16 protein-coding genes are annotated in these 15255 nt (G+C 72.0%); 4 read left to right on the forward strand and 12 right to left on the reverse strand.

What is annotated here, in order from left to right; genetic code table 11:
• Positions 1-119 precede the first annotated feature (119 nt).
• Positions 120-1472 (reverse strand): class II 3-deoxy-7-phosphoheptulonate synthase, encoded by a 1353-nt coding sequence (locus tag AB0E07_RS00780; protein WP_362244903.1) that lies wholly within the window; start codon positions 1470-1472, stop codon positions 120-122.
• Positions 1473-1575: 103 nt separating this feature from the next.
• On the opposite strand from AB0E07_RS00780, the gene AB0E07_RS00785 reads away from it, so the two are divergent.
• Both AB0E07_RS00785 and AB0E07_RS00790 read left to right on the forward strand, forming a co-directional pair.
• Complete coding sequence (locus AB0E07_RS00785; RefSeq protein WP_078602827.1) at positions 1576-1632, forward strand: trp operon leader peptide; 57 nt, start codon at positions 1576-1578, stop codon at positions 1630-1632.
• Positions 1633-1726: 94 nt separating this feature from the next.
• Positions 1727-3607, forward strand: a complete 1881-nt coding sequence (locus AB0E07_RS00790; protein ID WP_362244905.1) for an anthranilate synthase family protein — start codon at positions 1727-1729, stop codon at positions 3605-3607.
• Here the strand turns inward: AB0E07_RS00790 and AB0E07_RS00795 are convergent.
• From AB0E07_RS00795 to AB0E07_RS00815, 5 genes are all read right to left on the reverse strand, one after another.
• Positions 3559-4554: a 2-hydroxyacid dehydrogenase gene (locus AB0E07_RS00795; RefSeq protein WP_362244907.1), complete on the reverse strand. Its 996-nt coding sequence runs from the start codon at positions 4552-4554 to the stop codon at positions 3559-3561. The genes AB0E07_RS00790 and AB0E07_RS00795 overlap by 49 nt on opposite strands.
• 61 nt (positions 4555-4615) lie before the next feature.
• Entirely contained in the window at positions 4616-5644 is a 1029-nt protein-coding gene (locus AB0E07_RS00800; protein ID WP_362244909.1) for a 6-phosphofructokinase, read from the reverse strand.
• 120 nt (positions 5645-5764) lie between these two features.
• Entirely contained in the window at positions 5765-6448 is a 684-nt protein-coding gene (locus tag AB0E07_RS00805) for a response regulator transcription factor (RefSeq protein ID WP_362244911.1), read from the reverse strand.
• Positions 6445-7653 carry a DUF5931 domain-containing protein gene (locus AB0E07_RS00810; RefSeq protein WP_362244913.1) on the reverse strand — a complete coding sequence of 403 codons (1209 nt, stop codon included), beginning with the start codon at positions 7651-7653 and terminating at the stop codon, positions 6445-6447. Before AB0E07_RS00810 ends, AB0E07_RS00805 begins: the two co-directional genes overlap by 4 nt.
• Before the next feature lie 33 nt (positions 7654-7686).
• Positions 7687-8508 carry a lysophospholipid acyltransferase family protein gene (locus tag AB0E07_RS00815; protein WP_362245729.1) on the reverse strand — a complete coding sequence of 274 codons (822 nt, stop codon included), beginning with the start codon at positions 8506-8508 and terminating at the stop codon, positions 7687-7689.
• A 149-nt stretch (positions 8509-8657) separates the two neighbouring features.
• On the opposite strand from AB0E07_RS00815, the gene AB0E07_RS00820 reads away from it, so the two are divergent.
• Together AB0E07_RS00820 and AB0E07_RS00825 are read left to right on the forward strand one after the other, a co-directional pair.
• Positions 8658-9437: an alpha/beta fold hydrolase gene (locus tag AB0E07_RS00820; protein ID WP_362244915.1), complete on the forward strand. Its 780-nt coding sequence runs from the start codon at positions 8658-8660 to the stop codon at positions 9435-9437.
• Positions 9430-9999 (forward strand): hypothetical protein, encoded by a 570-nt coding sequence (locus AB0E07_RS00825; RefSeq protein WP_362244917.1) that lies wholly within the window; start codon positions 9430-9432, stop codon positions 9997-9999. The genes AB0E07_RS00820 and AB0E07_RS00825 overlap by 8 nt, the downstream gene beginning before the upstream one ends.
• Here the strand turns inward: AB0E07_RS00825 and AB0E07_RS00830 are convergent.
• The 6 genes from AB0E07_RS00830 to AB0E07_RS00855 all read right to left on the reverse strand — a co-directional run bounded on the left by AB0E07_RS00830 (position 9996) and on the right by AB0E07_RS00855 (position 14949).
• On the reverse strand, positions 9996-10733 hold the full coding sequence (locus tag AB0E07_RS00830; RefSeq protein WP_362244919.1) for an endonuclease/exonuclease/phosphatase family protein: 738 nt from the start codon (positions 10731-10733) through the stop codon (positions 9996-9998). The two genes, AB0E07_RS00825 and AB0E07_RS00830, sit on opposite strands and share 4 nt — an antisense overlap.
• Positions 10734-10799: 66 nt before the next feature.
• Entirely contained in the window at positions 10800-11753 is a 954-nt protein-coding gene (locus AB0E07_RS00835) for an ROK family glucokinase (RefSeq protein WP_351926645.1), read from the reverse strand.
• Between the two features lie 53 nt (positions 11754-11806).
• On the reverse strand, positions 11807-12295 hold the full coding sequence (locus AB0E07_RS00840) for a DUF5304 domain-containing protein (RefSeq protein WP_362244922.1): 489 nt from the start codon (positions 12293-12295) through the stop codon (positions 11807-11809).
• A 57-nt stretch (positions 12296-12352) separates the two neighbouring features.
• Positions 12353-13549: an ArsA-related P-loop ATPase gene (locus tag AB0E07_RS00845; protein WP_362244924.1), complete on the reverse strand. Its 1197-nt coding sequence runs from the start codon at positions 13547-13549 to the stop codon at positions 12353-12355.
• Between the two features lie 60 nt (positions 13550-13609).
• Positions 13610-14053 (reverse strand): SRPBCC family protein, encoded by a 444-nt coding sequence (locus tag AB0E07_RS00850; protein WP_362244926.1) that lies wholly within the window; start codon positions 14051-14053, stop codon positions 13610-13612.
• Positions 14054-14133: 80 nt separating this feature from the next.
• Positions 14134-14949, reverse strand: coding sequence for a metallophosphoesterase (locus tag AB0E07_RS00855; RefSeq protein ID WP_362244928.1), 816 nt, complete (start codon positions 14947-14949; stop codon positions 14134-14136).
• Between the last annotated feature and the right edge of the window lie 306 nt (positions 14950-15255).

A 15255-nucleotide genomic window follows, 5' to 3' on the forward strand; every position in this document is an offset into this window, starting at 1 on the left:
CGATTGATCGGTGAGGCTAACCTAACCTTACCCGGCCCACAGGAGCCGTAAAAGTGGAGTGGGGCGCGGATCGTATGTGATCCGCGCCCCACTGTGCTCCTGTGTAACAACCGAACCGGCTACTGGTCCCTGTACATCTCGGCGACCAGGAAGGCCAGGTCAAGAGACTGGCTGCGGTTCAGGCGGGGGTCGCAGGCCGTCTCGTAGCGCTGGTGCAGGTCGTCGACGAAGATCTCGTCGCCGCCGCCCACGCACTCGGTGACATCGTCACCGGTCAGCTCGACATGGATGCCGCCCGGGTGGGTGCCGAGCGACTTGTGGACCTCGAAGAAGCCCTTGACCTCGTCGAGCACGTCGTCGAAGCGCCGGGTCTTGTGGCCGGAGGCCGCCTCGAAGGTGTTGCCGTGCATCGGGTCGGTCACCCAGGCCACGGTGGCACCGGAGGCGGTGACCTTCTCGATCAGCTCGGGCAGCTTGTCGCGGACCTTGTCGGCGCCCATCCGGACGATGAAGGTCAGCCGGCCCGGCTCGCGGTCGGGGTCCAGGCGCTCGATGTACTGGAGCGCCTCCTCGGCCGTCGTGGTCGGGCCGAGCTTGATGCCGATCGGGTTGCGGATCTTCGAGGCGAACTCGATGTGCGCGTGGTCCAGCTGCCGGGTGCGCTCACCGATCCACACCATGTGGCCGGAGACGTCGTAGAGCTGGCCGGTGCGGGAGTCGACGCGGGTGAGCGCGGACTCGTAGTCGAGCAGCAGCGCCTCGTGCGAGGAGAAGAACTCGACCGTCTTGAACTCCTCCGGGTCGGCCCCGCAGGCGTGCATGAAGTTCAGCGCGTTGTCGATCTCGCGGGCGAGCTGCTCGTAGCGCTGGCCGGAGGGCGAGGACTTCACGAAGTCCTGGTTCCAGGCGTGCACCTGGCGCAGGTCGGCGTAGCCGCCGGTGGTGAAGGCGCGCACCAGGTTGAGCGTGGAGGCGGAGGCGTTGTACATCCGCTTCAGCCGCTCGGGGTCCGGGACGCGGGACTCCTCGGTGAAGTCGAAGCCGTTGACGGAGTCGCCCCGGTAGGTGGGGAGCGTCACACCGTCGCGGGTCTCGGTCGGCTTGGAGCGCGGCTTGGAGTACTGGCCGGCGATCCGGCCGACCTTCACGACCGGCACCGAGGCGGCGTACGTCAGCACGGCGCCCATCTGGAGGAGGGTCTTGAGCTTGTTGCGGATGTGGTCGGCGGACACCGCGTCGAATGCCTCGGCGCAGTCGCCGCCCTGGAGGAGGAACGCCTCTCCCTTGGCGACGGCCGCCATCCGGGCGCGCAGCTGGTCGCACTCGCCCGCGAAGACGAGCGGCGGATACGACTCGAGGTCCGCGATCACTGCGCGCAGAGCCTCGGTGTCGGGGTACTCGGGCTGCTGCGCCGCGGGCAGGTTTCGCCAGGTGTTGCCAGCGCTCGCGCTGGTCTTAGCGTTCACGGTCACGCCCTCAACATTACGGGGTCGTGTCGGGCGTCCAGCCCCATGACCACCAATTGAGACACGCGACGCACTACTCGGACACCGCGTCTGGGGTAGGGTGCCTGGCATGTTCGCGCACTCGATCCAGACCTGGTGGTGGACCGCTCATCCGGCGGCCCGCTGACTGCGCGTACGAAGAACTTCGCGAAGGCCGCCCGAGGGGCGGCCTTCGGTGTGTCCGGGGCCCGTTCCTCTCCAGTGAGAAGGAAGACGGACCCATGCAGCTGCTGGACCTGCTCGACGATCCCCGCCCGTTCGCCCTGCTGCGCCGCCGCACCCCGGGGCACGACCACGACCTGATCGAGGTGCTGGTCGGCCAGGTCACCGACCACGACCGCCTCGCCGACCTGCCCGACGAGGCCCTGGCGCTCGTCCCGTTCCGGCAGATCCGCGAGCGCGGCTTCGACGTCCGCGACGACGGCACCCCGCTGACCGCGCTCGTCCCCGAGGAGTCCTTCACCCTCCCGCTCGCCGAGGCCCTGGCGCAGCTCCCGGCGCACCAGGTGCGGGTCGAGGAGGGCGCCTTCGACGTGTCCGACGAGGAGTACTCACGGACCGTCGGGCGGGTGCTGCGCGAGGAGATCGGCAGCGGCGAGGGCGCGAACTTCGTGATCCGGCGGACCTACGGGGGACGGATCCCGGGCTTCTCCCGGGCCGACGCCCTGGCCCTGTTCCGGCGGCTGCTGGTGGGCGAGCGGGGGGCGTACTGGACCTTCGTGGTGGACACCGGGGAGCGCACGCTGGTCGGCGCCAGCCCCGAGGTGCACGTCCGGATGTCCGGCGGCACGGTCGTCATGAACCCGATCAGCGGCACCTACCGCTACCCCGCCGAGGGGCCGACCCCGGAGCACCTGCTCGGCTTCCTCGCCGACGGCAAGGAGATCGAGGAGCTGTCGATGGTCGTCGACGAGGAGCTGAAGATGATGTGCACCGTCGGCGACATGGGCGGGGTCGTGGTGGGGCCCCGGCTGAAGGAGATGGCGCACCTCGCGCACACCGAGTACGAACTGCGCGGCCGGTCCTCGCTGGATGTGCGGGAGGTGCTGCGGGAGACCATGTTCGCGGCCACCGTCACCGGCTCGCCCGTGCAGAACGCCTGCCGGGTCATCGAGCGGTACGAGAGCGGCGGGCGCGGCTACTACGGAGGCGCGCTGGCCCTGCTCGGCCGGGACTCGGGTGACGCCCCGACCCTGGACTCCCCCATCCTGATCCGCACCGCCGACATCTCCCGCGACGGACGGCTGCGGGTCCCGGTCGGCGCGACGCTCGTACGCGGTTCGGACCCGGCGGGCGAGGTCGCCGAGACCCATGCGAAGGCCGCGGGGGTGCTGGCCGCGCTGGGTGTGCGCGAGGGCCGGGCCGACGCCGGGGCCGTGCGGCCGCGGCTGGCCGACGATCCCCGGGTGCGGGCCGCGCTGGACGGGCGGCGGGCCTCGCTCGCCCCGTTCTGGCTGCGGATGCAGGAGCGGTCCGGAGACCTGTCCGGGCACGCCCTGGTGGTCGACGGGGAGGACACCTTCACCGCGATGCTCGCGCACGTCCTGCGGGCGAGCGGCCTGGAGGTGACCGTACGGCGCTACGACGAGCCGGGGCTGCGGGAGGCGGTCCTCGCCCACGAGGGCCCGGTCGTCCTCGGCCCGGGTCCGGGCGATCCCGGGGACCGGGCCGACGCGAAGATGCGGTTCCTGCGGGAGCTGGCCGCGACGGTGATCCGGGAGCACCGGCACGGGGTCCTCGGGGTCTGCCTCGGGCACGAGCTGATCGCGGCCGAGCTGGGTCTGGAGATCGTCCGCAAGGAGGTGCCGTACCAGGGCGCGCAGACGACGGTGGACCTGTTCGGGCGGCCGGAGACCGTCGGCTTCTACAACAGCTTCGTGGCCCGCTGCGACGACGAGGCGGCCGGGGAGCTGGCCGCGCACGGCGTCGAGGTCGGCCGCGGCGCCACGCACGAGGTGCACGCGCTGCGCGGGCCCGGCTTCGCCGGGGTGCAGTTCCACCCCGAGTCGGTGCTGACGCTGAACGGCGCCGCGATCGTCCGGGAGCTGATGGCTCAGTTGCGGGGCACCAGCACGTTCTCGGAGAGCCGGCCGGCCACGTAGTCCCGGACGTTGCGCACCGTGGCGTCGACGATCTGGCCGACGGCGTCCTCGGTGTAGTACGCCTGGTGGGAGGTGACCAGGACGTTCGGGAAGGTGACCAGGCGGGCCAGGGTGTCGTCCTCGACCGCCTCCAGCGACTTGTCGAGGAAGAACAGGCCCGCCTCCGCCTCGTAGACGTCGAGGCCGACGCCGGTGAAGCGGCCGGCGCGCAACTCGGTGACCAGGGCCGCGGTGTCGATCAGGCCGCCGCGGCTGGAGTTCACCAGGATCGCGTCGTCCCGCATCTCCCTCAGGGCGTCCGCGTCGATCAGCCGGTACGTCTCGGGCATCAGCGGGACGTGCAGGCTGACCAGGTCGGACTCGGCGAGGAGCTGGTCCTTGGAGACGTACTTCATGCCGAGTTCCATGCAGGCGGGGTTCTCGGCGACGTCCCAGCCGAGCAGCCGCATGCCGAAGCCGTGGGCGATCCGGGCGAACGCCTCGCCGATCTTCCCGGTGCCGAGGACGCCCGCGGTGCGGCCGTGCATGTCGCGGCCCATCAGGCCGTCGAGCCGGAAGTCGAAGTCCCGGGTGCGGGTGGAGGCCCGTACGATCCGGCGGTTGACCGCCATGGCGAGGGTCCAGGCGAACTCGGCGACGGAGTAGGGCGAGTAGTACGACACGCGGGCGACGGTCATGCCGAGCCGTTCGGCGACGGCGAGGTCGATGTTGTTGAACCCGGTGGACCGCTGGGCGACCATGCGGGTGCCGCCGGCCGCGAGGGTCTCCAGGACGCGGGCGCCGAGGTCGGCGTTGACGCTGGTGGAGACGGCCTCGTAGCCGGCCGCGATGGGCGCGGTGTCCTCGCTCAGGAAGACGTCCAGGCAGCGGACGTCGTGATGGCCGGCGAAAGCCCGCTCGATCAGGGGCTTCTCCTCGGCCTGGACCCCGAAGGCGAGAATCTCCACGACTGCTCCCGTTCCGGTCGGCTACGGGCCACACTACGGCCGTACGCGGGGCGCCGCCGGATCAGCCGAAGAAGACGCCGACCTCGTCGTACAGGGCGGGGTCAACCGTCTTCAGCCGTGCCGTCGCCTCCCCGATCGGGACCCGGACGATGTCCGTGCCGCGCAGGGCGACCATCTTGCCGAAGTCGCCGTCCCGGACCGCCTCGATGGCGTGCAGGCCGAAGCGGGTGGCGAGCCAGCGGTCGAAGGCGCTCGGGGTGCCGCCGCGCTGCACGTGCCCGAGGACGGTCGTGCGGGCCTCCTTGCCGGTGCGCTTCTCGATCTCCTTGGCGAGCCACTCGCCGACCCCGGAGAGCCGGACGTGCCCGAAGGCGTCCAGCGACTCGTCCTTGAGGACCATGTCCCCGTCCCTCGGCATGGCGCCCTCGGAGACGACCACGATGGGCGCGTAGGAGGCCTTGAAGCGGGAGGTCACCCAGGCGCACACCTTCTCGATGTCGAAGCGCTGCTCGGGGATGAGGATGACGTTGGCGCCGCCCGCGAGACCGGAGTGGAGGGCGATCCAGCCGGCGTGGCGGCCCATCACCTCGACCACGAGGACCCGCATGTGGGACTCGGCGGTGGTGTGCAGCCGGTCGATGGCCTCGGTGGCGATACCGACGGCCGTGTCGAAGCCGAAGGTGTAGTCGGTGGCGGAGAGGTCGTTGTCGATGGTCTTGGGGACGCCGACGCAGGGCACGCCGTACTCGTCCGACAGCCGGGCGGCGACCCCGAGGGTGTCCTCGCCGCCGATCGTGATGAGCGCGCCCACCTCCTGCTTGGCCAGGTTGTCCTTGATCCGCCGGATACCGTCCTCCTGCTGGAGGGGGTTGGTGCGCGAGGAGCCGAGGATGGTGCCGCCGCGGGGCAGGATGCCGCGTACGGCGGGGATGTCGAGACGTACGGTGTCGCCGTCGAGCGGACCGCGCCAGCCGTCCCGGAAGCCGGTGAAGTCGTAGCCGTACTCTTGGACGCCCTTGCGGACGATGGCCCGGATGACGGCGTTGAGACCGGGGCAGTCGCCGCCTCCGGTCAGTACTCCGACCCGCATGGAATTGTCCCTTCGCCGCGGTTTCCTGGTGAGGCCACGCTAATAGTGATCCAGGTCACTTCGGGATGGGTCGGTGCGGCATTCCGGTGAAAACGTGGGGCGTTCGGGCTACCGCGTGCGCTAGGCGTCGTCCAGTCCGCGCTCTATGGCGTAACGGACGAGCTCCACCCGGTTGTGCAGTTGCAGCTTGCCGAGGGTGTTCTGGACGTGGTTCTGCACCGTGCGGTGGGAGATGACGAGGCGTTCGGCGATCTGCTTGTAGCTCAGACCCTTGGCGACCAGGCGCAGCACCTCGGTCTCCCGGTCGGTGAGCTGGGGGGCGCCGGGCCGGTCCGCGTCCCGGTCGGCGGGCGCGGGCTCGGAGGCGAGGCGGCGGTACTCACCGAGGACGAGACCGGCCAGCCCCGGGGTGAACACCGGGTCGCCGACGGCGGTACGGCGGACCGCGTCCAGCAGTTCCTCCGTGGAGGCCGACTTCAGCAGATAGCCGGTGGCGCCCGACTTCACCGCCTCCAGCACGTCGGCGTGCTCCCCGCTCGCGGACAGCACCAGGACGCGCAGCGCGGGGTGGTGGGCGACGAGTTCCTTGCAGACCTGGACGCCGGGCTTGGCGGGCAGGTTGAGGTCGAGGACCAGGACGTCGGGCCCCGCGGCCTTGGCCCGGCGCACCGCCTGCTCGCCGTCGCCCGCCGTGGCGACCACGTCGAACCCGGCCTCGGCGAGGTCACGGGCGACGGCGTCCCGCCACATCGGGTGGTCGTCGACCACCATGACCTTGATCTGCGTGCTCTGCTGCTCGCTCATCGGATCCCCCGGGACCTCTGCTTCGGTACCTTCAGTTCGACTTCGGTGCCCTGGCCGGGGACCGAGATCAGCTCCGCGCTGCCCCCGAGGTCCCGCAGCCGGCCCCGGATGGACTGGGCGACCCCGAGCCGCCCCTCCCCCTCGGCCTGCGCGAGCCGGCCCTCGGGGATACCCGGTCCGTCGTCCCGGACGGTCACCACGACCTCGTCCGGCTCGTCCTCCACCAGGATCCACGCCCGTGCCTGCTCGCCCGCGTGCCTGCGGACATTGTCCAGTGCCGCTCCCACCGCCGCGGCCAGCTCCCGCGCGGCGGCCGGCGGGAGTTCCACCGGCGCGCCGGGCTCGGCGAGGCTGACCCGGGAGGCGGCGTACGGGGCGAGCAGCGCGCGCAGGTCCAGCGGCCCGTCGCCGTCCGGCTCCTCCACGGCCCGGACGACCGCGCCCTCGGCCGCGTCCTCCGAGGCGCGGGAGACGGGTGTCAGGCCGCCGGAGACCAGCGTGCGCAGCGCCACCTCCTGCTCCCCGGCCAGCCGGCCCAGTTCGGCCGCCTCGCCGCCGATGACGGCGCCGCGCCGCTGCACCATGGCGAGCACCTGGAGGACGCTGTCGTGGATGTCCCGGGCGAGCCGCTCGCGTTCGCGGGTCGCGGCCTCGATCTCCAGGGCGCGGGCGAGGGTGCGCTCGGAGGCGCGGGCGACCTCGACGACGTAGCCGATGGCGATGGAGGCGACCCAGACCAGGATCACCGCGTGCACGGTGTCCCGGGTCGGGGAGCCGCGGTGCACCAGGTTGGCGACGGCGACCAGGGTCGAGGCGAAGGCGGCCCAGCGCCAGCCGCCCTTGATGGCGAAGGCCAGCACCGAGCCGGCGGTCCAGATCGACGGCAGTGTCGGGCTGCCCGCCTCGATGTGCGCGGCCGAGTCCGCGACCCGGGTCAGCAGGATGCCGGCCAGCGCGATGGTGAGGTCCGCGGCGAGGAACCGCCTGCCGCAGGCGGCGGCGTTCGCGACCCGGGGCAGGGTGGCGAAGGTCCACACGGTCAGTACGGCGAAGTAGCCGATGGCGACCCAGGGGCGGGCGAACTCGTCGTAGGCGCTGACGAACAGGCCGACCGCGTACAGCAGGGTGAGGACCCGGTATCCCATGAGCGCGCGCCACAGCGGCTGCTCGACCGACATCCTCAGCACGCGCTCACGCCTCGCCACTGCCCCGCCCCCGTGTCACCACCCGCCCCGTGTCTAGGACTCGGAGCGGTCCTTGTCGGCCTGGTTCTTGTCGGCCTGGTCCTTGTCCGCCCGGTCCTTGTCCGCCCGGTCCTTGTCCGCCTGGTCCTGGTCGGCCTTGGCGAGGGCGGCCTTCGCCGCCTTCTCCGCCTCCTTCTCGGCCTTGGCCGCCTCCGCGATCTGCCGCTTGGCCGCGGTGGCGTAGATGTCGACGTACTCCTGGCCGGAGAGCTGCATGATCTCGTACATGACCTCGTCGGTCACCGCGCGCAGCACGAAGCGGTCGTGCTCCATGCCCTGGTAGCGGCCGAAGTCCAGCGGCTTGCCGATCCGGATGCCCGGACGCATCAGCTTCGGGACGACCTTCCCCGGCGGCTGGATCTTCTCGGTGTCGATCATGGCGACGGGGATGACCGGCGCACCCGTGGCCAGCGCCACGCGCGCCAGGCCGCCGGGCTTGCCCCGGTAGAGCCGCCCGTCGGGCGAGCGGGTGCCCTCGGGGTAGATCCCGAACAGCTCACCACGCTCCAGCACGTCTATGCCGCTCCTGATCGCCGCCTCGCCCGCGCCGCGCGCCCCCGAGCGGTCCACCGGGAGCTGGCCCACGCCCTTGAAGAACGCGGCCGTCAGCCGGCCCTTGACCCCGGGGGTGGTGAAGTACTCGGCCTTCGCGATGAACGTGACCTTGCGGTCCAGGACCGCGGGCAGGAAGAACGAGTCCGAGAAGGAGAGGTGGTTGCTCGCCAGGATCGCCGGGCCCTCGGCGGGAATGTTCTCCAGGCCCTCCACCCATGGTCTGAACGCAACCTTGAGCGGTCCCCCAACAGCGACCTTCATCGCGCCGTACAACAACCGAGTGCCTCCTGTGTCTGTCGATCAGACCTTAACCCGGAGCGCCGCCAAAGACCCCGACGACCCTGGTCGGTGTCAGTGCGGTCGCGTACGGTGAAGTACCTGTAACCGACCTCATGAACAGGAGACCGAAGGTGCCGGTCCTTCCTGGAGCCGAGCCGTACCGCCACGAGGGCGGCGAGGTCTCGGTGCTCCTCTGCCACGGCTTCACGGGTTCCCCGCAGTCCCTGCGCCCCTGGGCGGAGTACCTCGCCGCGCGGGGTCTGACCGTCTCGCTCCCGCTGCTGCCCGGGCACGGCACCCGCTGGGAGGACCTCCAGCTCACCGGCTGGCAGGACTGGTACGCGGAGGTGGACCGCGAGCTGACCGCCCTGCGCGAGCGCTCCTCGTATCTCTTCGTGGTGGGGCTGTCGATGGGCGGCGCGCTGGCGCTCAGGCTGGCGGCCAAGCACGGCGACGCGATCGACGGCGTGGTCGTGGTCAACCCCGCCAACAAGGTGCACGGCGCCGCCGCACGCGCCCTCCCGGTGGCCCGGCACCTCGTCCGCTCGACCAAGGGCATCGCCAGCGACATCGCCAAGGAGGGCAGCGAGGAGGTCGGCTACGACCGGGTGCCGCTGCACGCGGCCCACTCGCTGCGGAACTTCCTGCGGCGGGTCGACGGCGAGCTGCCGCAGGTCACCCAGCCCCTGCTGCTCCTGCACAGCCCCCAGGACCATGTGGTGCCGCCGGCGGACTCGGCCCGGGTGCTCGGCCGGGTCTCCTCGACGGACGTCACGGAGATCGTGCTGGAACAGAGCTACCACGTGGCGACGTTGGACCATGACGCGGACCGGATCTTCGCGGAGAGCCACGCGTTCATGACCCGGCTCGCCCCCAGTCTCGGCAAGGAAGGGACGGCCGTAGGTGGCTGAGCACGACTCCGACCGCGAGGATCGCGAGCCGGACGACCAGGGCGCCCGTTTCGACGAGGACGCCGCGTGGCAGGCCATCGTCGCCGGGTACGGCGACGAGCCGCCGGACCCGCCGGGCAGCAAGCCGTTCAAGTCGGTGGAGGACCTCGCGCTGCTGGAGGTCGAGCCCAACGTCGAGACCGACGACGACGAGCAGCCGGAGGAGAAGCAGCCGGCCACGCCCCTGGGCGGCTCCGTGACCTTCGCGCCGGGGGTCGGCCCGCGCGACTACAGCGCGCCCGAGCCGTCCGAGGAGGACCTGGACGAGGACGACGAGGGCCACTTCGTCCCGCCGGAGCCGGAGCCGCTGCCCGCCGCGGACACCACCGCGAAGTTCGCGTGGCTGGCGGTGCTCGGCGGTCCGATACTGCTGCTGCTCGCCGTGCTGCTCGGCTGGGACATGACGTGGTGGCTGACGACGCTCGGCATCGGCGGCTTCCTGGGCGGTTTCGCCACGCTGGTGATGCGGATGCGCCCGCACGACGAGGACGACGACGACCCCGGGCGGGGCGCGGTCGTCTAGCGGGTGGTGGCCGGGACGGCCGGGACTCTGAGGGCGGCCAGGACCGGCAGATGGTCGGTGGCCGCCCTCAGGTCCGCGTCCGTGACCCCGGGCAGGTCCAGGGGCACCCCGCAGCCGAGGACCTCGATGCCCGGGGTGGCGAAGATCGCGTCGATCCGGCTGTGCGGCCCGGTCCGCGTCCAGGTGTGCTCACCGCCGCTGGGGGCGGCGGCCCAGCAGTCCTGGAGGGTCCCGGTGAGCCGGCCGAAGGTACGGCCGCCCGGGCGTTCGTTGAGGTCGCCGCCGGCGACGGCGTGGTCCACGCCCATTCCGGCCAGCCGGTCCAGGAGCATCCCGGCCTGCTCGTAGCGCTCCTGCTTCTGGAGGCCGAGGTGGCAGCTGAGGACCCCCAGCCGGGCGCCGCCGAGGCGGACGACGCCGGTGGCGAAGCCGCGCCGGTGCTGTCCGGGGGTGAGCGGGAGGAGGACGTCCTCGGTGCGCTCGACGGTGGCGCGCAGACCGCACAGGACGGCCGGTCCGGCCGCGGTGGCGCCGCCGGTGAGGACGACCAGGTCCGCCGCGTGGGCCAGCCGGGCCAGTTTCTTGCGCCAGCGGAAGAACCGGGGCGCCTCCTGCACCAGCACGAGATCGGGTGCGCAGGCCCGGATGACCTTGGCGAGCGCGTGGGTGTCGTCCCGCAGGGAGCGGACGTTGTAGCTCAGGACTCGGACGAGGGCTGAACCGTCGGACGCCATGTCGATCAATGTACGCCGTCATGCTCGGGGCGCGAGGACCGTCGGCCTCGCGCCCCCGTCAGCGCGTCACATGACCGGGTCGGGCTCCCGCGCCAGGTCCGCGGCGCCCACCAGGCCCGCCTCGTTGCCCAGCTGGGCGGCGATCACGTCGGCCACCGGCCGCCAGTTGCCGCCGACCAGCCAGCGCTTGTACGACTTGCGGATCGGGTCGAGGACCAGGTCGCCCTCGTCGGAGAGTCCGCCGCCGACGATGAACGCGGAGGGGTCGAAGAGGGAGGCGAGGTCGGCGAGACCGGCACCGGCCCAGCGGGCCAGCTCGCGGTAGGAGTCGACCGCCACCGGGTCGCCCTGGCGGGCGGCCATGGAGATGTGCTTGCCCTCGATGCCGTCGGGGGTGCCGTCGCCGAGCCCGAGGAGGGCCTCGGCCCGCTCCGGGGTGGCGTTGGCGCGCTGCTTGGCGTACCGCACGAGGGCGCGGCCGGAGGCGTACTGCTCCCAGCAGCCCTGCGAGCCGCAGCCGCAGAGCAGGCCGTCCGGGACCATGCGGATGTGGCCGAACTCGGCGGCCACGCCGAAGTGCCCCCGGCGCAGCTTGTTGCCGATGATGATGCCGCCGCCGAGGCCGGTGCCGAGCGTGATGCAGATGACGTTGCGGTGGCCCTTGCCCGCGCCGAACTTGTACTCGCCCCAGGCGGCGGCGTTGGCGTCGTTCTCCACGACGACCGGCAGGCCCACGCGGGCCTCGACCTTCTCCTTGAGCGGCTCCTGGCGCCAGTCGATGTTCGGTGCGAAGTAGACCGTCGAGCGCTGGCGGTTGACGTACCCGGCGGCTCCGATGCCCACGCCGACGATCTCGTGCCCGGCGCGCGCGCCTTCCACGGCGGAGGCGATGGCGTCCACGATGCCCTCGGGCGTGCCCGGGGTCGGCACCTTGTGGGTCGAGAGGATGTTGCCTTCCTCGTCGACCACACCGGCCGCGATCTTGGTACCGCCGATGTCGACGCCGATGGTGAGTCCCATGAATCCCTCAGTTCGGTCGAGCCCCGCTATGGCCAACCGTACCCGAGGGGGCTTTAATCCAAGTCGATGCGTTCCCCTGGACCGGATTCGTCCCCCCGGTCCCGGCGCTCGTCCATGCCCCGCTCGTCCCCCGCGGTCCAGCGCCGCTCCTGGGCCTGCGCGGCGGAGCGGTAGGCGGCGAGGAGTTCGTTGCCGGCGGCCGCGAGATGGTCGAAGACGTCCGGGTTGCGCTCGATGACGGGCTCGATCGCCGCCTTGGCCTGCTGCACGACCTGCTTGACCACCTGCTGGGCGGCGGGTCCGGCGACCGCTCCGAGCAGCGGCGACTGGAGCGTGGAGAGCCGGTCGCCGACGGCGTCGACGAGCTTGCGGAACTCCTCGGCGGCGGAGCCGGGGGGCGGGCCGTACTGGTCGCGGCGGCGGGCCTGCTCGGAGGCGAGATCCTCGGCGCACGCCGTCGACCACGCGTCGGCGTCGGTGGCCCGTACCTCGTCGACCGCCTCCTGGCCGGCGGCCTCGGGCTGCGGGAGCTCTTCGCTCATGACGGACTCCTGACTACGGTTCGTCCCTACGACGTTACCCGAACGGGCGTACCGGGTTCACCGGTCCTGAGGCCACAGCCGGGGGTCGGGGGCGAACCGGATGCGCAGTTCGCCGTCGCGCAGCGCGGCCCCGGCGACGGTGCAGCGGCGCAGGGCGGACGGCAGCGGCACGATGCGGCGGAACGGCCCGGCGGTGACGACGAGTTCGTCCCCGCGGCGGACGAGGTCGAGGTCGTCGCGTATGGCGCCGGGCAGGGGGAGGTGCCAGACGAGGACGCCGTCGGCGGCGAGGTGGTCGGTGACGGGCCACTCGATGGTGGCGGGCCGGTCGTTGACGGCGGGCCCGTCGGTGAGGGCGGACCCGTCCTTGACGGCGGGCGGGACGCCGAGCGCGGTGAGGTCGTCGGCGCCCCGGGGGTCGTGGCCGAGATGCGCGACGACGGCCAGGTCATGGGTGTCCCGCCACTCCTCCAGTGTCTTGCGCTGCTGGGCGACGAGCCCGGCGGGCCAGTCCTCGGGGGCGGTCCGGTTGGCCACCAGGACGTCGGGGCGCAGTCCGCGCAGGGCCAGGGCGAGGGTGGCGTCCCGGACGGCGTCGGCGCCGGCCGGACCTGGCTCGGCGACGAGACGGACGGTGGTGCGCGGGTCGGCCACCACGGCCTCCACCGCGGCCAGTTCCAGGTCCCAGCGGGCCGCGGTCTCGTACAGCCACTCGGCGGGCATGGGGACGCCCGCCAGCCGTCCCAGCACGGGGCGCAGGGCGCGGGCGGCCTGCCGTTCGGACGGGAGCAGCCTGCGCAGATAGCGGCGGAGCTCCTCGGGGAGGGAGAGCAGCGCGAGGGCGTGCGGGGTGGCGGGGAGGTCGACGACGAGGACGTCGTGCTGCTCGGAGAGCGCGGCGTCGCGCAGGGCGCGCAGCAGGGTCAGCTCGTCGGCGCCGGGCAGCGGGGTGACCTCCTCGGGGTCGAGCCGGGAGGCTCCGAGCAGGTCGAGGGCGGTGGTGGCGCGTTCCTGGAAGGCCGCGAGGTCGTCGCGGAAACCGGCGGCGGCGTCCGGCCGCCAGGCCGTGAGCCGCTCCTCGACCCGCACCGGCTCCGGCCCGGTGGCCACGCCGAGCACGGCGCCGAGGGTGTCGGCCCGGTCGGCGCCGAGCAGCAGCGTGCGACGGCCGGCGCGGGCGGCGGCGAGCGCGGTGGCGGCGGCGACGGTCGTCCGTCCGCTGCCGCCGGGCCCGGTGATCAGGAGGGTGCGCATGAGGGTGAACGGTAACGGAGTCCCCGAGGGGCCCGGAGCCGTCCGCTCCGTGAACGCCGCCTAGGCGGCCGCGGACTCCACGCGCTTCTTCAGCCCCGCGAGCGCGCGGTCGATGATGACCTTCTCGGCCTTGCGCTTGATCATGCCGAGCATCGGGATCTTGACGTCGACGGTCAGCAGGTAGGTGACCTCGGTCGCGCCCGTCCCGGCCGGCTTGAGGAGGTACGAGCCGTCCAGGGAGCGGAGCATCTGGGACTTCACCAGCGTCCAGGACACCTCGTGCTCACCGGTCCAGGTGTACGCCAGGACCTGGTCGTCCTTGATGGCGCCGGCGTCCATCACCAGACGCACCTGCTCGGCGCGGCCCTGGCCGTCGGTGGCCAGTACCTCCGCCTCCTTCACCTCGCCGGTCCAGTCCGGGTAGCGGGCGAAGTCGGCGATCACCCCCATGACGTCGGCCGGTGCCGCCTCGATCGTGATGCTCGAGCTGGTGTGTTCCGCCATCGCCGTGGCTCCTCCAGATGCGGTCCGGTGGGTCGTACCCGTGCGCACGGCGTCATGCGCACGTGTGTGCAGCGTGAAGGCTACCGCGCACCCGACCCGCCGAACTCCAGCGCCCATGGCTTCCCGCTCCCGGCGAAGTGCCCCACGTTCACGCACTCCGTCGGGCCGATCCGCATCCGGCGCACCAGGGGCTGATGGACGTGGCCGAAGAGGGAGTAGCGCGGGCGCGTGCGCCGGATCGCCTCCAGCAGCGCTCTGCTCCCGCGCTCGAAGCGCCGGGCGACGGTGTCGTAGACGAGTTCGGGGACCTCCGGCGGGATGTGGGTGCACAGCACGTCGACCTCGCCGACCGCCTCGATCTTCGCCGCGTACTCCTCGTCGCTGATCTCGTAGGGCGTGCGCATGGGGGTGCGCAGGCCGCCGCCGACGAAACCGAAGGTCCAGCCGCCGATCTCGGCCCGCTGTCCGTCCAGCACGGTGGTGCCGGGTCCGGCGTACTCGGGCCACAGGGGAGGCATGTCGACATTGCCGTAGGTGGCGTACGTCGGTGTCGGGAAGGCGGCGAACAGCTCGGCGTACTGCTTGCGCACGGCCTTCTCGATGACCGCGCCGCGGTCGGAGCCGATGCCGGCCCACAGGCGGGCGCCGAACTCGCGTGCCTCGTCGTAGCGGCGGGCGGTGCGCAGCTCGACGATGCGGTCGGCGGCCTCGGAGCCGAACAGGTCGGGGAAGATGCCGCGCGCGTGGTCGGCGTAGTCGAGGAAGAGGACCAGGTCGCCCAGGCAGATCAGGGCGTCGGCGCCGTCACCGGCGCGGGCCAGGTCGCGGGCGTTGCCGTGCACGTCGCTGACCACATGAATACGCGTCCTGGTGTTGCCGGCTCGTGTCGGTGCCATGGCGATCAAGGGTATGCCTGTGCGGCATGCGTGAACAGTGGCGGCCGGACCTGCGGTTACTGGCTAGTCGTCAAAGCCGTCGACTACTGTGCGCGAAGAACCACCCATGTATGCGGTACCGATCCGTGTGACGCAGCGAACATCTCGTCGGGACCCCCTGTCGAAGAAGCCATACCGGCGGGTAACGTCCGGGCAGTCCAGTCGTGCTCAGGGTTTCAACCACTGAAACTCCCGAGCACCTGCCCGAGCCTTGGACCGCACCGTCGCATCACACAACGTCGTGGCGCCGGCGCCCTATGAGGAGCA

Origin of the sequence: Streptomyces sp. NPDC048002 (genome assembly GCF_040653275.1) — a bacterium.
Classification (GTDB): Bacteria; Actinomycetota; Actinomycetes; order Streptomycetales; family Streptomycetaceae; genus Streptomyces.

What these genes read in the sequence shown, in the direction of transcription:
- AB0E07_RS00790 (WP_362244905.1), top strand. Translation starts at nt 1,727, where the DNA reads ATGCAGCTGCTGGACCTGCTCGACGATCCCCGCCCGTTCGCCCTGCTG.
- AB0E07_RS00800 (WP_362244909.1), bottom strand. Translation starts at nt 5,644, where the DNA reads ATGCGGGTCGGAGTACTGACCGGAGGCGGCGACTGCCCCGGTCTCAAC.
- AB0E07_RS00805 (WP_362244911.1), bottom strand. Translation starts at nt 6,448, where the DNA reads ATGAGCGAGCAGCAGAGCACGCAGATCAAGGTCATGGTGGTCGACGAC.
- AB0E07_RS00815 (WP_362245729.1), bottom strand. Translation starts at nt 8,508, where the DNA reads ATGAAGGTCGCTGTTGGGGGACCGCTCAAGGTTGCGTTCAGACCATGG.
- AB0E07_RS00830 (WP_362244919.1), bottom strand. Translation starts at nt 10,733, where the DNA reads ATGGCGTCCGACGGTTCAGCCCTCGTCCGAGTCCTGAGCTACAACGTC.
- AB0E07_RS00835 (WP_351926645.1), bottom strand. Translation starts at nt 11,753, where the DNA reads ATGGGACTCACCATCGGCGTCGACATCGGCGGTACCAAGATCGCGGCC.
- AB0E07_RS00840 (WP_362244922.1), bottom strand. Translation starts at nt 12,295, where the DNA reads ATGAGCGAAGAGCTCCCGCAGCCCGAGGCCGCCGGCCAGGAGGCGGTC.
- AB0E07_RS00845 (WP_362244924.1), bottom strand. Translation starts at nt 13,549, where the DNA reads ATGCGCACCCTCCTGATCACCGGGCCCGGCGGCAGCGGACGGACGACC.
- AB0E07_RS00850 (WP_362244926.1), bottom strand. Translation starts at nt 14,053, where the DNA reads ATGGCGGAACACACCAGCTCGAGCATCACGATCGAGGCGGCACCGGCC.
- AB0E07_RS00855 (WP_362244928.1), bottom strand. Translation starts at nt 14,949, where the DNA reads ATGGCACCGACACGAGCCGGCAACACCAGGACGCGTATTCATGTGGTC.